20 protein-coding genes and 2 pseudogenes are annotated in these 21012 nt (G+C 66.8%); 16 read left to right on the top strand and 6 right to left on the bottom strand.

Annotated features, from left to right (window positions below; all coding sequences use genetic code 11):
* Window positions 1–11: 11 nt before the first annotated feature.
* The 5 genes from ACYJP6_RS02460 to ACYJP6_RS02440 are packed head-to-tail and all read left to right on the top strand — an operon-like array spanning window position 12 to window position 4624.
* Window positions 12–434 (top strand): STAS domain-containing protein, encoded by a 423-nt coding sequence (locus ACYJP6_RS02460; protein WP_145008415.1) that lies wholly within the window; start codon window positions 12–14, stop codon window positions 432–434.
* Between the two features lie 4 nt (window positions 435–438).
* On the top strand, window positions 439–792 hold the full coding sequence (locus ACYJP6_RS02455; protein ID WP_459473066.1) for an ATP-binding protein: 354 nt from the start codon (window positions 439–441) through the stop codon (window positions 790–792).
* Window positions 789–1769 carry a SpoIIE family protein phosphatase gene (locus ACYJP6_RS02450; RefSeq protein ID WP_459473064.1) on the top strand — a complete coding sequence of 327 codons (981 nt, stop codon included), beginning with the start codon at window positions 789–791 and terminating at the stop codon, window positions 1767–1769. The genes ACYJP6_RS02455 and ACYJP6_RS02450 overlap by 4 nt, the downstream gene beginning before the upstream one ends.
* Entirely contained in the window at window positions 1762–3519 is a 1758-nt protein-coding gene (locus ACYJP6_RS02445; RefSeq protein WP_459473062.1) for an ATP-binding protein, read from the top strand. Before ACYJP6_RS02450 ends, ACYJP6_RS02445 begins: the two co-directional genes overlap by 8 nt.
* Window positions 3512–4624, top strand: coding sequence for a hybrid sensor histidine kinase/response regulator (locus ACYJP6_RS02440; RefSeq protein WP_459473061.1), 1113 nt, complete (start codon window positions 3512–3514; stop codon window positions 4622–4624). The genes ACYJP6_RS02445 and ACYJP6_RS02440 overlap by 8 nt, the downstream gene beginning before the upstream one ends.
* A 327-nt stretch (window positions 4625–4951) precedes the next feature.
* On the opposite strand, the gene ACYJP6_RS02435 is transcribed toward ACYJP6_RS02440, so the two are convergent.
* Window positions 4952–6049 (bottom strand): FAD-binding oxidoreductase, encoded by a 1098-nt coding sequence (locus ACYJP6_RS02435; protein WP_459473060.1) that lies wholly within the window; start codon window positions 6047–6049, stop codon window positions 4952–4954.
* Window positions 6050–6380: 331 nt separating this feature from the next.
* Here ACYJP6_RS02435 and gbcA point away from each other — a divergent pair, with 331 nt between their 5' ends.
* The 7 genes and pseudogenes from gbcA to ACYJP6_RS02400 all read left to right on the top strand — a co-directional run bounded on the left by gbcA (window position 6381) and on the right by ACYJP6_RS02400 (window position 12410).
* On the top strand, window positions 6381–7673 hold the full coding sequence (gbcA, locus tag ACYJP6_RS02430; protein ID WP_459473058.1) for a glycine-betaine demethylase subunit GbcA: 1293 nt from the start codon (window positions 6381–6383) through the stop codon (window positions 7671–7673).
* 178 nt (window positions 7674–7851) lie between these two features.
* Window positions 7852–8346, top strand: a pseudogene (locus ACYJP6_RS02425) (MCP four helix bundle domain-containing protein); the annotation flags it as partial.
* Between the two features lie 75 nt (window positions 8347–8421).
* The gene (locus ACYJP6_RS02420; protein ID WP_459473419.1) at window positions 8422–9477 is read left to right on the top strand and encodes a methyl-accepting chemotaxis protein; all 1056 of its coding nucleotides are present in this window, start codon (window positions 8422–8424) and stop codon (window positions 9475–9477) included.
* 156 nt (window positions 9478–9633) lie between these two features.
* A pseudogene (locus tag ACYJP6_RS02415) lies at window positions 9634–10404 on the top strand (MCP four helix bundle domain-containing protein); the annotation flags it as partial.
* Entirely contained in the window at window positions 10387–11259 is an 873-nt protein-coding gene (locus tag ACYJP6_RS02410; protein ID WP_459473417.1) for a methyl-accepting chemotaxis protein, read from the top strand. The pseudogene ACYJP6_RS02415 and the gene ACYJP6_RS02410, both read left to right, overlap by 18 nt.
* Window positions 11260–11356: 97 nt before the next feature.
* Window positions 11357–11989, top strand: coding sequence for an HAD hydrolase-like protein (locus tag ACYJP6_RS02405; RefSeq protein WP_459473057.1), 633 nt, complete (start codon window positions 11357–11359; stop codon window positions 11987–11989).
* A 10-nt stretch (window positions 11990–11999) separates the two neighbouring features.
* Window positions 12000–12410: a DUF2141 domain-containing protein gene (locus ACYJP6_RS02400; RefSeq protein ID WP_459473055.1), complete on the top strand. Its 411-nt coding sequence runs from the start codon at window positions 12000–12002 to the stop codon at window positions 12408–12410.
* 731 nt (window positions 12411–13141) lie between these two features.
* On the opposite strand, the gene trpA is transcribed toward ACYJP6_RS02400, so the two are convergent.
* Both trpA and trpB read right to left on the bottom strand, forming a co-directional pair.
* Complete coding sequence (gene trpA, locus ACYJP6_RS02395) at window positions 13142–13948, bottom strand: tryptophan synthase subunit alpha (protein ID WP_459473053.1); 807 nt, start codon at window positions 13946–13948, stop codon at window positions 13142–13144.
* Window positions 13945–15153 carry a tryptophan synthase subunit beta gene (trpB, locus tag ACYJP6_RS02390; RefSeq protein ID WP_459473051.1) on the bottom strand — a complete coding sequence of 403 codons (1209 nt, stop codon included), beginning with the start codon at window positions 15151–15153 and terminating at the stop codon, window positions 13945–13947. The genes trpA and trpB overlap by 4 nt, the downstream gene beginning before the upstream one ends.
* Window positions 15154–15245: 92 nt before the next feature.
* Here trpB and ACYJP6_RS02385 point away from each other — a divergent pair, with 92 nt between their 5' ends.
* Entirely contained in the window at window positions 15246–16142 is an 897-nt protein-coding gene (locus ACYJP6_RS02385; protein ID WP_459473049.1) for a LysR family transcriptional regulator, read from the top strand.
* Window positions 16143–16181: 39 nt separating this feature from the next.
* Here the strand turns inward: ACYJP6_RS02385 and ACYJP6_RS02380 are convergent, their stop codons facing one another.
* The gene (locus tag ACYJP6_RS02380) at window positions 16182–16505 is read right to left on the bottom strand and encodes an ElaB/YgaM/YqjD family protein (RefSeq protein WP_145008272.1); all 324 of its coding nucleotides are present in this window, start codon (window positions 16503–16505) and stop codon (window positions 16182–16184) included.
* Between the two features lie 218 nt (window positions 16506–16723).
* Here ACYJP6_RS02380 and ACYJP6_RS02375 point away from each other — a divergent pair, with 218 nt between their 5' ends.
* Window positions 16724–16939 carry a dodecin gene (locus ACYJP6_RS02375; protein WP_007160169.1) on the top strand — a complete coding sequence of 72 codons (216 nt, stop codon included), beginning with the start codon at window positions 16724–16726 and terminating at the stop codon, window positions 16937–16939.
* A gap of 43 nt (window positions 16940–16982) precedes the next feature.
* On the top strand, window positions 16983–17210 hold the full coding sequence (locus ACYJP6_RS02370; protein WP_145008271.1) for a DUF1161 domain-containing protein: 228 nt from the start codon (window positions 16983–16985) through the stop codon (window positions 17208–17210).
* A 39-nt stretch (window positions 17211–17249) separates the two neighbouring features.
* Here ACYJP6_RS02370 and hmpA read toward each other — a convergent pair whose 3' ends face one another.
* Entirely contained in the window at window positions 17250–18419 is a 1170-nt protein-coding gene (gene hmpA, locus ACYJP6_RS02365) for an NO-inducible flavohemoprotein (RefSeq protein WP_459473046.1), read from the bottom strand.
* Between the two features lie 130 nt (window positions 18420–18549).
* On the opposite strand from hmpA, the gene norR reads away from it, so the two are divergent.
* Window positions 18550–20088: a nitric oxide reductase transcriptional regulator NorR gene (norR, locus tag ACYJP6_RS02360; RefSeq protein WP_459473044.1), complete on the top strand. Its 1539-nt coding sequence runs from the start codon at window positions 18550–18552 to the stop codon at window positions 20086–20088.
* Between the two features lie 3 nt (window positions 20089–20091).
* On the opposite strand, the gene ACYJP6_RS02355 is transcribed toward norR, so the two are convergent.
* The gene (locus ACYJP6_RS02355; RefSeq protein ID WP_459473042.1) at window positions 20092–21009 is read right to left on the bottom strand and encodes a choline ABC transporter substrate-binding protein; all 918 of its coding nucleotides are present in this window, start codon (window positions 21007–21009) and stop codon (window positions 20092–20094) included.
* Window positions 21010–21012 lie beyond the last annotated feature (3 nt).

Here is a 21012-nt window from a genome sequence, read left to right as displayed (position 1 = left end):
ACGCCGCCATGATCGACCGGATTCCGATCCTCAAGCTAGGCCCCTTCCTGCTGCTGAGCATCCAGGTGGACATGCACGACCAGCTGGCGCTGGACCTGCAGGAAGACCTCACCGAGCAGATCGTCCGCCACAAGGCCAAGGGCGTGCTCATCGACATCTCGGCGCTGGAGATCGTCGACTCCTTCATCGGCCGGATGCTATCCCACATCGCCCAGGTCTCGCGCATCCTCGACGCCAAGGTGATCGTGGTCGGCATGCAGCCGGCGGTGGCCATCACCCTGGTGGAGCTGGGGCTGTCACTGGAGGGCATCGCCACGGCGCTGAACATGGAAAAGGGCATGCGCCGGCTCGAAGCCATGGTCGCCGCCGACGAATCGCTGGAGGAGTCAGAGGGTGCCGAAGACACAGACGCTTCCCCTCCGCCAGGAGACTGACATCGTGCTGATCCGCCAACAGGTGCGCAAGGTCGCCGAAGCCATTCGCCTGGGGCTGATCTCCCAGACCAAGATCGTCACCGCAGCCAGCGAGATCGCGCGCAACGGCCTGGTCTACGGGCTGGGCGGCGAATGCCTGATCGAGGAGACGGTACGTGCCGGCAAGCCGGCGATCCGCCTGGTGATCCGCGACAACGGCCCGGGTATCGCCGATCTCGAGCGCGCCATGGTCGACGGCTACACCTCGGGCAAGGGCCTGGGGCTGGGGCTGTCCGGCTCGCGCCGGCTGGTGGACGACTTCCACATCGACAGCCGGCCCGGCCAGGGCACCACCGTCGAGCTGTGGAAGTGGCGATGAGCGAGCAGCCGTGCAGCCTGGTGCTGCCGGTCACCACCAGTGTCCATGTCGACGCCGCGCGGCGCGCCCTGGTCCGGCTGGCGAGCACCGTCAGCACCGATGAAACCCTGCTCGGGCGACTGACCATCGTCGCCCAGGAGCTGGGCTACAACCTGGTCCGCCATGCCGGCCACGGCGAACTCCTGGCCACCCTGGGCAACGACGGCGTGCTCGATGTCCTGGCCGTGGATCACGGCCCCGGGATGCATGACGTCGCCCGCTGCCTGACCGACCACTACAGCACCGCCGCCACCCTGGGCGCGGGCCTGGGTGCCATCCGCCGGCAATCCGATGTGTTCGACATCCATTCCCGGCCCGGCCAGGGCACCGTGGTACTGGCGCGCTTTCACCTCGCCGGCGCGCCGCACACCCGGCTGCAGCATGGCGCCCTCTGCACCCCCTATCCCGGCGAACAGGTCTGTGGCGACAGCTGGGCGGTCTCCGGTCGGCGCCTGCTGGTATGCGACGGCCTCGGCCATGGCCAGCAGGCCGCCGCCGCCAGTCGTCGCGCCCGGGAGTTGTTCCTGCACCATGGGGCGCACCTGCCGCTGCAACGGCTGATGGAGAACCTGCACCAGGCGCTGATGGAAACCCGCGGCGCCGCCCTGGCCCTGGCCGAGCTGGACCCCGACCAGGGCCAGGTGAGCTTTTGCGGCATCGGCAACATCGCCGGTCGGTTGCTCGGCGCCAGCGCGCGCAGCCTGGTGTCCAACAACGGCACCCTGGGCTACCGGATCGGCCGGATCCAGACCTTCACCTACCCCTGGACGCCAGGCTCCCTGCTGGTGCTGAACTCCGATGGCCTGACCTCCAAGGTCGGACTGGGCGAGCACAGCGGGTTGGGCGCGCGCCATCCGGCGCTCATCGCAGCGCTGCTGCATCGTGATTTCCGGCGTCCCTCCGACGATGCCACCGTCCTGGTACTCAAGCATGTTTGACGTCTTGCCCCTGCTGACCCTCGCCCTGCGCAGCGAGCAGGACATCGTGCATTGCCGCCAGGCGGCCAAACGCCTGGCCGCGGCCCTGGAGTGGCCGGTACTGGATCAGATCCGCCTGGCCACCGCGGTATCGGAACTGGCGCGCAACATCCACCAGTACGCCGGCAGTGGCCACTTCGACTTCGCCCTGCTGACCGATCCTGACCAGCGGCTGCGCGGCCTGCAGATCCGCGCCCTGGACCAGGGTCCGGGCATCGCCGAGCTGGACGCCATCCGCGCCGGCAGCTATCGCTCCAACACCGGCATGGGCATCGGCCTGCGCGGCGCCCAGCGCCTGTTCGACGACTTCGACCTGCAGACCTCCTCCGCCGGTACCCGGATCACCGCCTGCAAGTACCAGGCGCCGCGGCCGCTGCCCGAGCAGGCCCAGCTGGCCCCGCTGATCGCCGAGCTGCAGGGCGGCGCCGCGCCCGATCCCTACCAGCAGATCCAGTTGCAAAGCGAGGAGCTGTTGCTGACCAACACCGAGCTGCAGCTGCGCCAATCGGAGCTGGAGGTCACCAACAAGGAACTGGAGAACACCAACCAGGGCGTGGTGGCGCTCTACTCGGAACTGGAAAAGGCCACCCAGGAACTCAAGGAGGCGAGCGAGGCGAAGACCCGCTTCTTCTCCAACATGACCCACGAGTTCCGCACCCCGATCAACATCATCGAGAACGTCGCCAAGCTGCTCGCCAGCGGGGTGGACGGCGCGCTCAATACCGAGCAGCAGCGCCAGGTACGCTTCATCAGCGATGCGGCGCTGGAACTGGCCAACCTGGTCAGCGAGCTGCTGGCCCTGGCCGAGGTGCAGTCCGGTCGACTGACCATCGTGCCCCAGCCGTTCCCGCTCGCGCCCTTCATCGAGCGACTCAATCAGTTCGCCACGGCCCTGGCGCCGCGCTATCCCCAGGTCAGCTTCAGCGTCGCCCCGGGGCCCGGCGAGGTGCTGCTGGACACCGACGAGAGCCGGCTATTCCAGGTGCTGCGCAACCTGATCGCCAATGCCTTCAAGTACACCCCCCAGGGTCATGTGCGCATCCAGGTGTTCCAGCCCGACGACGCGACCCTGGAATTCCTGGTGGAGGACAACGGCATCGGCATCGCTGCCGAGGACCAGCAGAAGATCTTCGAGGAATTCGAGCGTATCCGGTCGCCGCACCTGACCCACATCGAAGGCACCGGCCTGGGCCTGCCGCTGGCGCAGCGCCTGGCCGTGCTGCTCAGGGGCGAGCTGACCCTCGACAGCGAAGTCGGTCGCGGCAGTCGCTTCACCCTGCGCCTGCCCCGCCACTACGCCAGCCAGGCGGACACCGGGCAGGAACTCGACCTCAGCGGCCTCACCGTACTGGTGATCGAAGACAACGACGCCGATCGCTACCTGGTCCGGCGCACCCTCGAGCGTCTCAACCCGGTCCTGCTGGAAGCCAACAGCGCCCGCAGCAGCCTGGATCGCCTCAACGCGGTGCGCCCGGACATCATCATCCTCGACCTCGACCTGCCCGACATCAATGGCGAGGACCTGCTCGCCAGCATGGACTGGAGCATGCATCGCCGGGTGCTGATCAACACCGCCCAGCCGCTCGACGCGGCCAGCCAGCAGCGCCTGCAGGACTACTGCCACGCCATCCTGTTCAAGCACGCCCCCGACCACGCCGAGCGGCTGCTCGCCGCGGTCTGCACCCTGGCGCGGAGCCTGACCGATGACTGACGCCCTGCGCCGCATCGTCATCATCGACGACACCGAGGCCAATCGCTACGTCTTGCGCAAGATCCTGGCGACCCAGCCCCACTACCAGGTGCTCGAAGCGGCCAGCGGCGCCAGTGGCTTGCTGTTGATCGACGATGACGTCGAGCTGGTGATCATCGACGTCAACCTGCCGGACACCACCGGCTTCGAGCTGATCCAGGCCATCGAAGGCAAGCGTGGCTGGGGCCGGCTGCCGGCCATCATCAACATCTCGGCCACCTTCGTCTCGGGCAAGGACAAGGCCCAGGGCTTCAACACCGGCGCCCAGGCCTACCTGACCCATCCGATCAACCCGGAAGAGGTACTGGCCACGGTCGGTGCCCTGCTCAAGGCCAGTTCCCGGGTCGGGCACATGGAACAGCAGCGCAACTCGGCCATCGCTCGCAGCGAAGACCTGCAGGCGGAAAAGGTCATGCTCGAGCGCTTCATGAGGTCCCTCAACCACGACCTGCGCTCGCCACTCACCGCCGCCACCATGGTGGTCAACCTGATGCAGCGCAACCCGGCGCGGCGCACCGACGACCTGCTGCAGACCCTGCACGACAACCTGCAGCGCATGAACCAGATGATCACCGATGTCCTCGACATCAGCCACATGAGCCTGGGCGGCGGCGTACGCCTGAGCGGCGATCCGCTGGTGCTGGGCCCGTTGCTGGAAGAGGCCGCGGCCAACCTGCGGCTGCAATTCGGCAACCCGCTCGACCTGCAGCTGGAGACCCCGGGGCTGGAGGTGCTGTGGGACAGATACGCCTTCCTGCGTATCTTCGACAACCTGGTGCTCAACGCTGCCAAGCATGGCCAGACCGGCACACCGATCCAGGTCCGCCAGCGGCTGGTCGATGAGCGGGTGGTGCTGGAGTTGCGCAACCTCGGCCAGTTTCCGGACGAGGTCCTGGCCAACCTGGCGACGCCCTATTTCATCTCCACCCGCAGCGACAAGCGCGGCTGGGGCCTGGGCCTGCCCATCGTCAAGGCGCTCAGCGAGAGCTTCGGCGGCGAGGCGCGCTTCGCCAATGGCGCCGGTGAGGTGGTCATTACCCTGCTCCTGCCGACGCAGATCGCCTAGTACGCCGTAGGTGGGGTTGAGGCGACTTCCTCGCCGAAGCCCAACAGCGCGCAATTGATCTTGGCGATGCTGGGCTTCGCTATGCTCAGCGCCAACCTACGGGAAGTCTCGTAGGTTGGGTTGAGGCGACTTCATCGCCGAAGCCCGACAGCGTGAAATTGATCTTGGCGATGTTGGGCTTCGCTATGCTCAGTGCCACCCTACGGGGAGTCTCGTCGTAGGTTGGGTTGAGGCAGCGCCACCGCCGAAGCCCAACGATACGGGGTTGATCTGGGCAGCGTTGGGCTTCGACGATGAAAACGTCTCAGCCCAACCGACGTCACTCCATCAGAACTCGATCTGCACATCCCCTTGCGGGATGCTGCAGCAAGACAGGATGTAGCCTTCGGCCTCGTCTTCCTCGGTGATGCCGCCGTTGTGGTCCATGACCACCTCACCGCTCTTCTTGAGTACCTTGCAGGTGCCGCAGATGCCCATGCCGCAGGCCTTGGGAATGTGCAGGCCGAGCTTGGCCGCCGCGCCGTGGATGGTCTCGCCGGGGCCGATGCTGACGCTCTTGCCGCTGTCGGTGAAGGAGATCAGGCACTGCGCCTCGAGCGGGATCGGTGGCAGGTCCGCCGCGGCCTCGGCCTGTTCCGCCGCCTCCACCTTGGCTTCCGGCGGCGTCGCGCCGAAGGATTCCTCGTGGTAGCGCGCCATGTCGAAGCCCAGCTCGCGGAGCATGGCCTTGACCGCGTTCATGTAGGGGGTGGGGCCGCAACAGAAGATCTCGCGCTCGCGGAAGTCCGGCGCCATCAGCTCCAGCATGCGCCGGTCGAAGTAGCCGCGGTAGCCGGCCCAGGACTCGCCGTGCTCGGTACGCTCGCACACCATGTTGAGCACGAAGTTGTCGATCCGCGCGGCCATGTGTTCCAGCTCGTGGCGGTAGATGATGTCGCGCGGGGTGCGGGCGCTGTGCACGAAGACCATGTCGACGTTGGCGTTGGTGTCGTAGAACCAGCGTGCCATGGACATCACCGGGGTGATGCCCACACCGCCGGACAGGTAAAGTACCTTGTCGGCGGGATAGTCGATGGCGTTGAACAGCCCGACCGGGCCGTGTACCGCCAGGTTGTCGCCGACCTTCAGGTTGTCGTGCAGCCAGTTGGACACCTGGCCACCCGGCACGCGCTTGACGGTGATGGAGAAGCTGTAGGGCACCGAGGGCGAGCTGGAGATGGTGTAGGAGCGCATCACCTGGCGGCCGCCGATCTCCAGTTCCAGGGTGACGAACTGCCCCGGCTTGAAGAAGTACATCAGCGGGATTTCGGCCGTGAAGCAGAAGGTGCGCACGTCCCAGGTTTCCTGGATGACCTTGACGCAGCGCACGGGGTGGCGGCCATTGGTCCAGGTCTGGGTGGTTACGGGGTTGATGAAGGTATTCATGGCGCACCTCGACTGCCGCTGGGGGCTATTGGCGGCGATTCTGGGAGCGACATCCGACCGTCACTTTCCCAATCGCGACATCCACATGCCGATGGCGACCGGCCCAGCAGTGGCAAGGGCTGGGGCGTCGTGAACAGCGTTGGCCATGTCGCCCATGAGCAAGGCACCCTCCCGGCTCCGGCCCCACACTCCGCCCCAAGCCGAACCCGAAACAGCGCACGACGGGCAACTCTCCGGGTCATTCGGCGGCCCCGCCCCGTCGGCCGACACGCCTTGCAATACCGTGACCAACCACTTTTCGCCACCCGCCGGGTGGCCACGAGGATGTACGATGGACGTCAGCACCTTGAGTTTGGGCGACCCTCTCGATCCGGCCCGCAAGGCCACGGCCGAGATGCTGCGCACCCGCGAGCGCACCTATTCCCTGCCCCAGCCTTTCTACAACGACGAGCGCCTGTTCCAGATCGACATGCAGGAGATCTTCGGCAAGGAATGGCTGATCGCCGGCATGACCTGCGAGATCCCCACCAAGGGCAACTACATCACCCTGCAGATTGGCGACAACCCCATCCTGGTGGTGCGCGGCACCGAGGGCAAGGTCCACGCCTTCCACAACGTCTGCCGCCACCGCGGTTCGCGCCTGTGCGTGAGCGACAAGGGCAAGGTCGCCAAGCTGGTCTGCCCCTACCACCAGTGGACCTACGAGCTGGACGGCCGCCTGCTGTTCGCCGGCACCGAGATGGGCGCCGACTTCAACATGGCCGACTTCAACCTCAAGCCGATCCACGTCAAGACCGCCGGCGGCTACATCTTCATTTCCCTGGCCGACGAACCGCCGGCCATCGACGACTTCCTGCGTACGCTCGAGCACTACATGGAGCCGTACGACATGGAGAACGCCAAGGTCGCGGTACGCACCGACCTGGTCGAGCAGGCCAACTGGAAGCTGGTGCTGGAGAACAACCGCGAGTGCTACCACTGCAGCGGCTCCCACCCCGAGTTGCTGAACACCCTGCTGGAATGGGACGACGTCACCGATCCGCGCGCTTCCCAGGCGTTCAAGGACCAGGTCGCCGCCTGCACCACCCGCTGGGACGCCGACAAGATCCCCTACGCCCACGCCAGCTTCGGCCTGCGCAACCGCATCGTGCGCATGCCGCTGCTCGCCGGTACCGTGTCCATGACCATGGACGGCAAGCCGGGCTGCAAGAAGCTCATGGGGCGGATCACCGATCCGGACCTGGGCTCCATGCGCATCCTGCACCTGCCGCACTCCTGGAACCATTGCATGGGCGATCACATGATCGTCTTCACCGTCTGGCCGCTGGGTCCGACCCAGACCGTGGTGACCACCAAGTGGCTGGTGCACAAGGATGCCGTGGAAGGCGTCGACTACGATCCGGAGAACCTGCGCAAGGTGTGGGATGCCACCAACGACCAGGACCGTCGCCTGGCCGAGGAAAACCAGCGCGGCATCAATTCCAAGGCCTACCAGCCCGGCCCCTACTCCAAGACCTACGAGTTCGGCGTGATCAACTTCATCGACTGGTACAGCGAACGCCTGCTCGACAACCTGGGCGAGGAGCAGCCGGCCACGCACCTGCGCCAGGTCAGCGGCGACTGACACCCGGCTCGTCACCCAGCCCCACCTGAAGCCGCGAGGGCTCCAGGTGGGGCGCCCTCGTCCTGTCGTTTCTCCGCTGCGGTCTTATGCCGCACCCGTCCTAGAGCCTTTTCTTCAAATCTTCATCCAGCGTCGCGACCCTGTTGGCATTCTGCCGTCTTTTCACCTGCAGGCCGTCATGACCCTACGTTCGCTGTCCATCGCTACCCGCAATCTGCTGTGCTTCGGCATCCTCGCAGCCCTTGTCGCCGCTCTCGGCCTGTTCGGCTGGTTCCAGCTGGCGCAGATCCGCGAACTGGGGCACCAGGTGGAACAGCGCCATGTCCCTACCCTCATCGAAACCAACACCCTGAGTCTGCTGTTAGCGCGGACCCGCATCGAGACCCTGCGCCTGCTGGCCATGCCCGATGCCGACAGCCTGGCCAGCACGCGCGCACGCCTGGAGGGCCTGGATACCCAGGTCCAGGCCGTGTTCGAGCATTACCGGCAGGGGGTGCTGTCGCCGCAGAGCCGCCAGGCGCTGGACGAGTTGCGCCAGGTGCACCGGCAATACATGCAGGGCGTACAGCAGCTGGCTACCCTGGCCGGGGCCGGCCAACTCGCCGAGGCGCGACAGGTGGTCCAGCAGAGCATGGCGGCGCTGGGTGGCCGGATGAATACCGGTATCGACACGCTGGGCAACGCCGTCCAGCAGGATATCCGCAGTGCCAGCGCCAGCGCGGATGCCGCCTATGCCCGCTCCACCACCGTGACCTGGCTGGCGATCCTGCTGGCACTGGTCCTCACCGCCCTGCTCGCCTGGCGCCTGACCCGCAGCCTCGCCGGCCCCATCGCCCAGGCCGTGGCCGCCGCGCGCACCATCGCCGCTGGCGACCTGACCCAGCCGCTGGACAGCCGCGGCCACGATGAGGCAGCCCAGTTGCTGCAGGCCATGCAGCAGATGCAGGGCCAGCTGCGCGAGACGCTCGGGCATATCGGCGACTCGGCCGGCCAGCTGGCTTCCGCCGCCGAAGAGATGACCGCGGTCATGCAGGAAAGCGCCCAGGGCCTGCAACAGCAGCACAACGAGATCGAACAGGCGGCCACCGCCGTGACCGAGATGAGCCAGGCGGTCGAGGAAGTCGCCGGCAATGCCGGGTCCACTTCCAGCGAATCGCGGCAGGCGGCGCAGACGGCCGTCCAGGGGCAACGCCAGCTGGGCGATACCCTGGACGCCATCGAGGCCCTCACCGAGCAGGTGCTGAGCGCCAGTCGGCAGGCCCGGGACCTGGAAACCCAGACCCGCGGCATCAGCCAGGTGCTGGACGTCATCCATTCGGTCGCCGAACAGACCAACCTGCTGGCGCTCAACGCCGCCATCGAGGCCGCCCGTGCAGGCGAGGCGGGTCGTGGCTTCGCGGTGGTGGCCGACGAGGTGCGCGCGCTGGCCCAGCGTACCGGCGACTCGACCCGCGAGATCGAGAAGATGATCAGCAGCATCCAGCAGGGCACCGGCCAGACCGTCGATGCCTTGCTGACCAGCGCCGACCAAGCACGTCAAACCCGGGAGCAGGCCCAGGCGGCCAACGCCGGCCTCGCCGCCATCGCCGGGGCGGTCTCCGGCATCGACGCGCGCAACCTGCTGATCGCCAGCGCCGCCGAGCAGCAGGCCCAGGTGGCCCGCGAGGTGGATCGCAACCTGGTGCGCATCCGCGACCTGTCGGTGCAGACCGCCGCAGGCGCCGAGCAGACCCGCGGCGCCAGCCAGCAGCTGGCGGACCTGGCGACGACCCTCAGTGGCCAGGTCCGCCGCTTCCAGTTCTGAAGCCCGCGAAGGCTCTCGACCCGGTGCCTGAAACGTCGCCGGGATACCAGGTCGGCAGCCATCGTTGCATTAGTAATATTTTAAGACGAATGACCTTAAAGTCGCGGCGCGCCTAGCCGTTACAGGGGGCCTCCAATCTCCATCGGGGCTGCCGCCGTGACTTTTCGTTCCTTCTCCCTCGCCATCCGCAGTGTGTTGTGCTTCGGCCTGCTGGCCATCATCGTGGCCAGTCTGGGTCTGTTCGGGCTGCTGCAATTGTCGCAGCTCCGTACCCAGAGCCAGGTGATCGAAACCAACAACGTGCCCAGCATCGTCGAAGCCGACAACCTCGCCCTGCAGCTGGCCCGTACCCGGGTCGAGGTGCTGCGCCTGCTGGCGATCCCGGACGCGGCCACCGTCGCTGCGACGCGCAAGAAGATCGACAGCATAGGTGCCGACGTCGAAGCCGGTTTCGGCCGCTACGAGCGGCTGCTCAGCGGTGATCGCGAGCGCCAGGCCTTCGATGCCCTGCGCCAGATCCATCGCGACTACGGCCGCTACATCGTCCAGCTCGCCGACCTCATCGGTGCCGGCAAGCTCGAGGAGGCGCGCAGCCTGATCCAGACCAACATGGCCCAGCTCGGCGTGCAGATGAACGAACGCACCGAAGCCCTGCGCAAGATCAACCAGGAAGACATCACCGCGGCGTCCCAGCGGTCGGGTGCCACCTATGCCCAGGCCACCTCCATCACCTGGATCGCCATCGGCCTGGCCCTGGCCCTGACCGTGCTGCTGGCCTGGCGCCTGACCCTGAGCATGACCCGCCCCATCGCCGAGGCGGTCCTTGCCGCCCGCACCATCGCCAGCGGTGACCTGACCCAGACCCTGGACACCCGGGGTCATGACGAAGCCGCCCAGCTGCTGCAGGCCATGCAGCAGATGCAGACCAACCTGCGCGACACCCTTGGGCACCTGGGCCACTCCGCTACCCAGCTGGCCTCCGCTGCCGAGGAAATGACCGCGGTGATGCAGGAAAGCGCCCACGGCCTGCAACAGCAGAACAGCGAGATCGAGATGGCCGCCACCGCCGTCACCGAGATGAGCCAGGCGGTGGACGAGGTGGCCGGCAATGCCACCTCGACCTCGACCGAATCGCGCCAGGCCGCCGATACCGCGCGCCAGGGCCAGCGTCAGCTGGGCGATACCCTGGGCGCCATCGAGGTGCTCACCGAGAACGTACTGGGTGCCAGCGAACAGGCGCGCCAGCTGGCCGAGCAGACCCGTAACATTAGCCAGGTGCTGGACGTCATCCGTTCGGTCGCCGAGCAGACCAACCTGCTGGCGCTCAATGCTGCCATCGAAGCCGCCCGCGCCGGCGATGCCGGTCGTGGCTTCGCCGTGGTCGCCGATGAAGTCCGCGCCCTCGCCCACCGCACCGGCGAATCCACCCGCGAGATCGAAGGCATGATCGGCAGCATCCAGCAGGGCACCGGCCAGACCGTCGATGCGCTGCTGACCAGTGCCGACCAGGCGCGCCAGACCCGCGAGCAGGCGCAGTCGGCCAACGCCGCCCTGGCCGCCATCGCCCAGTCGGTATCGGGCATCGACGAGCGCAACCTGGTGATCGCCAGCGCCGCCGAGGAGCAGGCCCAGGTGGCCCGCGAGGTGGACCGCAACCTGGTACGCATCCGCGACCTGTCGGTGCAGACCGCCGCGGGCGCCGAGCAGACCCGCGCCGCCAGCCAGCAGCTTTCCGAGCTGGCCGTGGAGCTGAACGGGCAGATCCGCCGCTTCCGCGTGTGATCTGGCCGGCAGGGACGCCGCTCCTGGCCCTGGACGCGGTGGCAAAACCGGGAGGCGCCCGCTACGCTGGCGCCTTCGCCGGCCGCGTCTTCCCTGCATGAGCTACCGCTACGTCATCTTCGACTTCGACGGCACCCTCGCGGACAGCCTGCCCTTTCTGCTGAGCTGTCTCGGCGAGCTGGCGCGAACCCATGGCTTTCGCCAGCCCGCGCCGGAGGAGTGGCCGCGCTTGCGCGCCGGCTCCCTGACCGGCCTGCTCGACAGCCTGGGCATCCGCCTGTGGCAGGTACCGCGCATCGCCCGCCACTATCGACGCCTGCTGGCCGAGCGCGGGGACCAGGTCGCGCCCTTCGCCGAGATTCCCGCGGCCCTCGCTCGGTTGCAGGCCAGCGGGCTAGCCCTGGGCCTGGCAACGTCCAACTCCGCCGCCGCCGTCCACCAGGTGCTGCCCCAGGCCGGGCGCCTGTTCGGTGCTGGCGAATTCGATATCCCCCTGCTGGGCAAGGCGCGCCGCCTGGCACGCCTGGTCCGGCGCCAGGGTATCGCGCCGGCCGACGCCCTCTATGTCGGCGACGAGCTGCGCGATCTCCAGGCCGCGCGCCACGCCGGGCTGGACTGCGCCGCCGTGGCCTGGGGCTATGGCTGCCCGGCGACACTGCGGGCGCAGCGCCCCGATCTCTTCTTCGAACAGCCGGCCGAGCTGCTGCGGCTGACGCCTCCCTCTTGCTGAAGGAATGCCCATGAAGTCTCTGTTGCTGGTATCCGGTCTCTGTCTGAGTGGTTTGCTGCACGCCGCCGAGTTGCAGGTGCGGGTCGAGACGGTCGACGCCTCGGGTGGCCAGCTGCTACTCGCCGTGTTCGCCAACGAAGAGGCCTGGAAGGAGCATCGGCTGCCGGTCGCCCAGGCCCACCTCGCCGCACAGCCGGGCGCCCAGGAACAGCGCTTCGACCTGCCGCCCGGGCGCTATGCGGTGTCGGTCATCCACGACAGCAACGGCAACAGCACGCTGGACACCAATTTCATCGGCATGCCCACCGAGCAATACGGCTACAGCAACAATCCTCCCTTGCGCATGCGCATGGCCACCTTCGAGGAATGTGCCTTCAACCTACCGGCGGAAGGACTGCGACAACAGGTGACCTTGCGCTAGCCGCAGGCTTCGTACACAGGCTTCCCAACAGAAAATCAACAGAATTATCCACAGCCGCTTTTAGCGCCCATAGGTGAGTCAGCCGTTGAGCAAGAGTGGATAACTCCCTGGTGCCACTCAGGAAAGTCCTTGACTCACCGATCCGGGGCCAGATTGATCATTATTTGATCTATTCTCTGCAGGCCGCGTCATTGCTGGGTTTCAGCACTGAGCGAACATCCTATCCACAGGCCTATGCAGTTCTATTGTGGGTTGTGGAAAACAGTCCATTAAAGATTGATCATTTTTTATACGATCTTCCGCAAGCCTTGCCAAGCCTGGCCTGCAGGTCGAGTCCCACATCTTTTCCACAGGCGCGCACACAGTAGATGTGGGAAAACCAGGCCTTCACCCTCCCGTCTGGTCCCCAAGACGACCCCGTCAAATCTGCTCAATTTTTGAGCAGATTTCGTCTGGCTGTCGCCTAGGAGGTTGCTGACACCTTGCTCAGGGCTTATCCACAGCCTTTACGTTCCAGGCAAGGACGCCGGACTCCGCCGTCGTTCGTCTTTTGACCCCGACGTCCTGTCATCGAGGATTCGATCAACAAGCATCTTGTCCGTGCAAACCTGCTAGGGCAGGCCTTTGCGCCGGAAGCGAACAGACTTTCCACAGGGTTATGCACAGGCTGTAAAGAATCCATACATGAAAAAGGACCGCCTGGGCGGTCCTTTTCGGTGCATCGCCTGGATTCAGCGCGCGGTGCGGACACTCGCCGACAATTGCTTGCACAGGCCGAGCACGCCGTCGATGGCGGCGTCGCTGGATTCGGCCTTGGCGATCTGGTCGACGAAGGCCGAGCCTACTACCACGCCGTCGGCAAGCCGGGCGATGACGCGCGCCTGCTCCGGGGTGCGGATGCCGAAGCCTACCGCCAGGGGCAGGTCGGTGAAGCGGCGCAGGCGGGCCACGGCGGCTTCGACGTGCTCGGTGGTAGCCGAACCGGCACCGGTCACGCCGGCGACGGAAACGTAGTAGACGAACCCCGAACTGGTGTTGAGCACCCGCGGCAGGCGGGCGTCGTCGGTGGTCGGGGTAGTCAGGCGGATGAAGTCGATGCCGGCGGCCTGGGCCGGCAGCGCCAGCTCGGCGTCATGCTCGGGTGGCAGGTCGACCACGATCAGGCCATCCACCCCGGCTTCGGCCGCTTCCGCCAGGAAGCGCTCCATGCCATAACGATGGATGGGGTTGTAGTAGCCCATCAGCACCAGCGGCGTTTCCCGCTCGTCACGGCGGAAATCACGCACCATCTCCAGGGTCTTGGCCAGGTTCTGGCCGCCCTGCAGGGCGCGCAGCGCGGCGGCCTGGATGGCCGGGCCGTCGGCCATGGGATCGGTGAAGGGCATGCCCAGCTCGATGACGTCGGCACCGGCGGCCGGCAAGCCCTTGAGGATGGCCAGGGCAGTGGCGTAATCCGGATCGCCGGCGGTGGTGTAAGTGACCAGGGCGGCGCGGCCCTCGGCCTTCAGCGCGGCGAAGCGGGTTTCCAGGCGGCTCATAGCTTGTCTCCCAGGTGGCTCATCACGGTCTGCATGTCCTTGTCGCCGCGGCCCGAGAGGCAGATCACCATCAGGTGGTCCTTGGGCAGGTGCGGAGCGCGCTTGTAGGCCTCGGCCAGGGCGTGGGCGGTTTCCAGCGCCGGGATGATGCCTTCCAGACGGCAGGTCTGGTGGAAGGCCTTGAGCGCCTCGTCGTCGTTGATCGGCACGTATTCCACGCGCTTCACGTCGTGCAGGTGGGCATGCTCCGGGCCGATGCCGGGATAGTCCAGGCCGGCGGAGATCGAGTGGGCATCGATGATCTGGCCATCGTCATCCTGCAACAGGAAGGTGCGGTTGCCGTGCAGCACCCCCGGGACCCCGCCGTTGAGGCTGGAGGCATGCTTGTCGGTGTCCACGCCGTGACCACCGGCCTCGACGCCGACGATGGCCACCTCGGTGTCATCGAGGAATTCGTGGAACAGGCCCATGGCGTTGGAGCCGCCACCGACGCAGGCGATCAGGCTGTCGGGCAGACGGCCTTCCTTTTCCAGGATCTGGGCGCGGGTCTCGCGACCGATCACCGCCTGGAAGTCACGGACCATAGCCGGATAGGGATGCGGACCGGCCACGGTGCCGATCAGGTAGAAGGTATCGGCGACGTTGGTCACCCAGTCGCGCAGCGCCTCGTTCATGGCGTCCTTGAGGGTGCCGGTACCGGACGTGACCGGAACCACCTCGGCGCCCAGCAGCTTCATGCGGAAGACGTTGGCCTGCTGGCGGTCGATGTCGGTGCTGCCCATGTAGATGACGCAGGGCAGGCCGAAGCGCGCGGCGACGGTCGCGGTGGCCACGCCGTGCATGCCGGCGCCGGTCTCGGCGATGATGCGGGTCTTGCCCATGCGCTTGGCCAGCAGGATCTGGCCGATGCAGTTGTTGATCTTGTGCGCGCCGGTGTGGTTCAGCTCTTCGCGCTTCAGATAGATCTTGGCGCCCCCGAAGTGCTCGGTCAGGCGCTCGGCGAAGTACAGCGGATTGGGCCGACCCACGTAGTCGCGCTGGAAATAGGCCAGCTGGTCGAGGAACGCTGGATCCTGCATGGCGGTTTCGTATTCGTGCTGCAGATCGAGGATCAGCGGCATCAGGGTTTCGGCGACATAGCGGCCACCGAACTGGCCGAACATGCCCTGGGCATCGGGGCCCTGGCGATAAGCGGTCTGGGTCATGGGATTCTCCTGCGAAGATGGAGCTACCTTACCTGCTTGAGTGCCGGTGATAAATCGATAAGATCGCACTGACCCATCAGGAAAACTCACAGATGAGCGATCCCCACGATTTGCCCCCGCTGAACGCCCTGCGCGCCTTCGAAGCCACTGCTCGCCTGGGCGGCATGAGTCGCGCCGGCGACGAGCTGCATGTCACCCATGGCGCCGTGAGTCGCCAGATACGTGCACTGGAGGAACAGCTGGGCGTGGCACTGTTTCGCCGCGAAGGCCGCGGCCTGGCCTTGACCGAAGCCGGCCTGCGGCTGCGTGACGTGAGTGCCGAGACCTTCACCCGACTGCGCGAGGTCTGCGCCGAACTCAAGGCCGGCAGTCGCCAGGGGCCTTTCGTGCTGGGTTGTCCGGGCAGCCTGGTGGCGCGCTGGTTCATTCCGCGGCTGGATCGCCTCAATCGGGACCTGCCGGACCTGCGCCTGCACCTCTCGACCCGTACCGACGATACGCCGCTGGCAGCCGCTGGCCTGGATGCTAGCCTGCTGTTCACCGAGACCGCGCCGCCGCTGGACGTCACTCCCTACCACCTGGCGCCCGAGCGCATCGGTCCGGTGCTGAGTCCCTATTGTCCCGCCTATCTGCACCTCAAGGACGGCGACCTGTCGGCGCTGCTGGCGGAGCCGCTGCTGCACACCCTGTCGCGGCCCCAGGCCTGGCCGCAGTGGTTCGCCACCCAGGGACTGGGACGCCCGGCGCTGACCTACGGGCAGGGCTTCGAGCACCTCTACTATCTGCTGGAGGCGGCATTGTCGGGTTTGGGCGTGGCGATCGCGCCAGAGCCATTGGTAGCGGCGGACTTGAAGGCGGGGCGACTGGTGGCGCCTTGGGGCTTCGCGGCGACCGGTGCGGAGCTGGCGCTGTGGGCGCCGGGTCGACTGGCGGATGAACGGGTGGAGCGGTTGGCGGCCTGGCTCAGGCGGGAGCTGGCCGAGGCCTGATGCCAAAGGCATCCCGCAGGATGCCTTTGCCGGGTGCTATCAGTGGTCGCCGCGCAGCAGCGCCCAGCCGACCAGGATGGTCACGCCCGCAGCGATGCCAACGGTCGCCCAGGGATGTTCGCGAGCTACGCCGCTGGCGGCACGACCGTACTGACGGGTCAGCCGGCGAACGTCGTCATAGACCTCTTCCAGCGAATCGCCCGAATTGTGGAAGGCTTCGCGAGCGGTGCTCTTGAGGGAGCTCAGACCACTGCGGGACTCACGCGCAGCGTTCTTCTTCAGGGATGCCAGCGAGTCGAGCAGGCTGTTGATTTCGTTCTCGATGCTGGCGATGGACGCCTGGTAATCGGTGTTACGGGCCATGACAACCTCCTGGATGGACGGATTCAGGGAATGTGACTACCGAGCCGGTGGAAAGTGCAGCAAAGCCTCGCCCGAGAGCCTGGCCAGTGAACTTATCGGGGCATTCCGCGGCCTGAAATGTCAGTAGCACCCTTCCCGGCGAGTCGACCGCGACACCGGTCAACGCGTTGCCGGCCACCGGCTGCAACGCTCGTCATTGCTGACCCAGGAGACTGTTCATGTCCGATCATCACACCTACAAGAAGCTGGAAATCGTTGGCTCCTCCACCACCAGCGTCGAGGACGCCATCAACAATGCCCTGGCCGAGACCGCCAAGTCGGTGAAGAACCTCGAATGGTTCGAAGTAGGCGAGATCCGCGGGCACATCCAGGATGCCAAGGTAGCCCACTACCAGGTCACCCTGAAGATCGGCTTCCGTATCGAAGCCAGCTGAGTAGATACTCCAGACTTCACCCCTTCGCAAAAGGACAGGCAAGATGCGTAGAGTCGTGATCACCCTCGGTTTGTTGGCCCTGAGCGGCGGCGCCTTCGCCGCTGGTACCTCCTGCGACACGGTCAAGGCCGATATCGATGCCAAGCTGCAGGCCAAGCAGGTCGCTCACTACAGCCTCGAGGTTGTGGACAAGGGCAGCGCCAGCGCCTCCGCCAAGGTGGTGGGCAGCTGCGAAGGCGGTAGCAAGGACATCGTCTACCAGCGTCGCTGACAGGTCTCCCGCTGCCGTCTGGCAGCGGGCCTTGCTGCTCTAGAGATCCGCCGCGGGTCCGAAGAACTCGTGGCGGATCTGTCTTTCCGGTACACCCAACGCCAGCAGATCGCGGCGCACCTGCGCCATGAAGGGTTGTGGACCGAGCACATAGGCGTCCAGGTCGCGCGACTTGGGCAGCCAGCGCTGCAGGCGCACGCGATCCAGCCGTGAGGCGTAGGCTTCTTCGATTCGGGGTTCGCTGTAGCAGAAGTACAGTTGCAGCTGCGGATGATGGGCGGCCTGCTCCTCCAGCCAGTGACCAAAGGCCTGCACCCCGGCGTGCCGGGTGCAATGGATCAGCTGGATCGGCCGTCCGCTGGGCAGCGCTGCCGATACCATGGGCAATAGCGGCGTGATGCCCACGCCACCGGCGATCAGCAGCAGCGGTTTGGACGAGGCTTGCAGGACGAAGTCGCCGGCCGGCGCGAACACCTGGAGCACCAGGCCCTCATGGGCGTCGGCATGCAGGAAGCGCGAGACCACCCCACCCGGTTGCTGCTTGACGCTGATGCGATAGCCACGCCCGAGGCTGGCCGCCGAGATCGAATAGTTGCGCCGGTACTCGATGCCTTCCAGGGTCACGCTCAGCCCCAGATACTGGCCAGGCTGGGCGATGCTGGTCGGCCGGCCATCCACGGGCTCCAGGTAGAAGGAGCTGATTTCCTCGCTTTCCGGCTCGATGCGGGCGATGCGGAACGGCCGGGCTCCGCGCCAGCCGCCCGGCGCCTCGGCCTGGGCCGCATAGCGCTGCTCCTCGGCGCCGATCAGCAGGTTGGCCAGCTGACCGTAGGCCGCCGCCCAGGCCGCGATCACCGCATCGGTCGCCACCTCCGCCCCCAGCACCTCGCGGATACTCTGCAGCAGGGCGATCCCCACCAGTGGATAGTGGTCCGGCTGGACCTGCAAGGAGACGTGCTTGTTGACGATCTGCTCCACCAGCGGCCCCAGGCTTTCCAGGCGGTCGATATGGCGGGCGTACATCAGCACCGCCCGCGCCAGCGCCCGCGCCTGGGCGCCACTGGCCTGGTGGGCGCCGTTGAACAGCGGACGGATCTCGGGATGATCACCCAGCAACTTGGCGTAGAAGTGGCGCGTCAGGGCTTCCCCGCCGGTTTCCAGCAGGGGGACGGTGGCCTTGATGATGGCTCTTTGCTCGGGTGACGGCATGCAGACTGCTCCAGATGGCACTGCCTTGGCCGTATCACGAGTCGTGCCAGCCAAAAAACTGCCCTAGATCAGGCTTTTACCGACGCGACAAGTCATAATGACCAGGTCCGAATGACTTGCCGAGGTCAAATTGACTATCCCAACCCTGCTCGAGGTGATGGTCCCGCTGGTGGCCGATCTGGCCCGGGATCTGCCGGATCAGCAGCGCTATGCCAGCCTCCTCGCGGCCCTGGGCAAGCTGCTGCCCTTCGATGCGGTGGCGCTGTTGCGTCTGGAAGGCGAGGTGCTGGTGCCCCTGGCGGTCCGCGGGCTGAATGCCGACACCTTGGGCCGGCGCTTCAAGGTGGCCGAACACCCGCGCCTGGCGCTATTGCTGGCCAGTCGCACCCCTACCCGCTTCGCCGCCGATTGTGACCTGCCCGATCCCTACGACGGCCTGGTGGAAGGGGTGCACGGACACCTGGAAGTCCACGACTGCCTGGGTTGTCCGCTCTATGTGCAGGATCAGCTCTGGGGCCTGCTGACCCTGGATTCGCTGCGGGCGCAGGATGCCCGCGCCGAGGACCTCACCACCCTCGCCGCCTTCGCCGGGCTGGCCGCCGCCACCGTGGCCGCCGCCGAGCGCATCCGCCAACTCTCGGCGCGCATCGTCAGCGAACACGAGCTGACCGTCGCCTACCAGCAATCGGTGGGTCACCAGCGGCCGCGCGAACTCATCGGCCAGAGCCCGGCCAGCCTGAGGCTACGCCAGGAGATCGAGACCGTGGCGGCCAGCGACCTGACCGTACTCATCACCGGCGAGACCGGCGTCGGCAAGGAGCTGGTGGCCGAAGCGGTGCACGGGCGCTCCCTGCGTCAACAGCGGCCGCTGATCAGCCTCAACTGCGCGGCCCTGCCCGAGGCGCTGGTGGAAAGCGAGTTGTTCGGTCACGTGCGGGGCGCCTTTTCCGGCGCGGTCAGCGAGCGCCGTGGGCGCTTCGAACTGGCCGACGGCGGCACCCTGTTCCTCGACGAGGTTGGCGAGCTGCCCTTGACGGTACAGGCCAAGCTGTTGCGCGTACTGCAGAGCGGTCAGCTGCAGCGGCTGGGCTCGGATCGCGAGCTCACCGTCGATGTGCGCATCCTCGCGGCCACCAATCGCGACCTGGCCGAGGCAGTGCGCGCCGGGCGCTTTCGCGCCGATCTCTATCATCGCCTGAGCGTCTATCCGCTGGCGGTGCCCGCCCTGCGCGAGCGCGGTCGCGACGTGCTGCTGCTGGCCGGCTTCTACCTGGAGCAGAACCGCGCCCGGCTCGGCCTGCGCGGGCTGCGGCTGACCCCGGCGGCGCAGCGAACCCTGCTGGCCTACGACTGGCCGGGCAACGTGCGCGAACTCTCCCACCTGATCAGCCGGGCGGCGCTCAAGGCCCATGCCGGCAGCCAGGAGCGCGGCGGCATCCTGACCCTGGACAGCGATCAGCTCGGCCTGCCCCTCGACACCCTGCCCCTGCCCACTGACGAACCCGCGGTGCTCGCCCCGTCGCTGCGCGAGGCGACCGACGCCTTCCAGCGCCAGACCATCGCCCTGACCCTGGAGCAGCACGGCCAGAATTGGACGCTGGCCGCCGCCGCCCTGGGGCTGGATCGCGCCAACCTCGCCCGCCTGGCGCGCCGGCTCGGGCTCAGGTAGCCATCAGAGCGCCTGCTGTACCGCCGGCAAGGCGGGCTGGCCCTCGCGGGTGGTGACCCCCTGCAGCCAGGGCTCCAGCACCTGGGGATGGGCCTTGAGCCAGGCCTTGGCGGCGGTGTCGTAGCTACCGCCCTTGTCCCGCGCGGCGCTCATGACGGCGTTTTCCATGTCCAGGGTGAACTTCAGGTTGCTCAGCAGCCGGGCCGGATTGGGACACTGCTCGGCATAGCCCTTGCGCGTTAGGGTGTTCACCGTACCGGCGGTGCCGAAGTACTTGTCACCCCCGCTGAGGTACTTGATCGGGTAGTCGACGTTCATGGGATGGGGCGTCCAGCCCAGGAAGACCACCCACTTGTCGCGCTTCACCGCCCGCCCGACCTGGGACAGCATGGCCTGCTCGCTGGACTCCACCAGCTGCCAGCCACCGAGGCCGAATTCGTTGCCCTGGATGATCTTCTGCAACGACTGGTTGGCCGGCGCGCCGGCGCCGATGCCGTAGATCTTCTTGTCGAACTGCTCGGCATGCTTCGCCAGGTCGGCGAAGCTCTTCACCCCGCCGTCCCAGACATAGGTGGGGACCGCCAGGGTGAATTCGGTCCCGGTCAGGTTCTGCGCCAGCTCGGTGACCAGGCCGCTCTTCACGAACTGGTCGTAGTGCGCCTGCTGCGCCGGCATCCAGTTGCCGAGGAAGGCGTCCACCTGCCCATCGCGCAGGCCACCGTAGATGATGGGCACCGCCAGGGTCTCGACCTTGCTCTGATAGCCGAGCGCGCTCAGGACCGCGCCAGTGAGCGCATTGGTGGCGGCGATGTCGCTCCAGCCCGGGTCGGCCAGGCGAACGGTGCCGCAGGCCTGCTCCTCGGCCTGGGCCGACAGGCTGACCAGGGCCAACGTGAACGTAGCGAAGATTCCAGGTTTCATGGC

It is taken from the genome of Pseudomonas sp. No.117, assembly GCF_054558395.1.
Note: the sequence above shows the minus strand (reverse complement) of the source record. Positions and strands in the feature narration are given on the sequence as shown.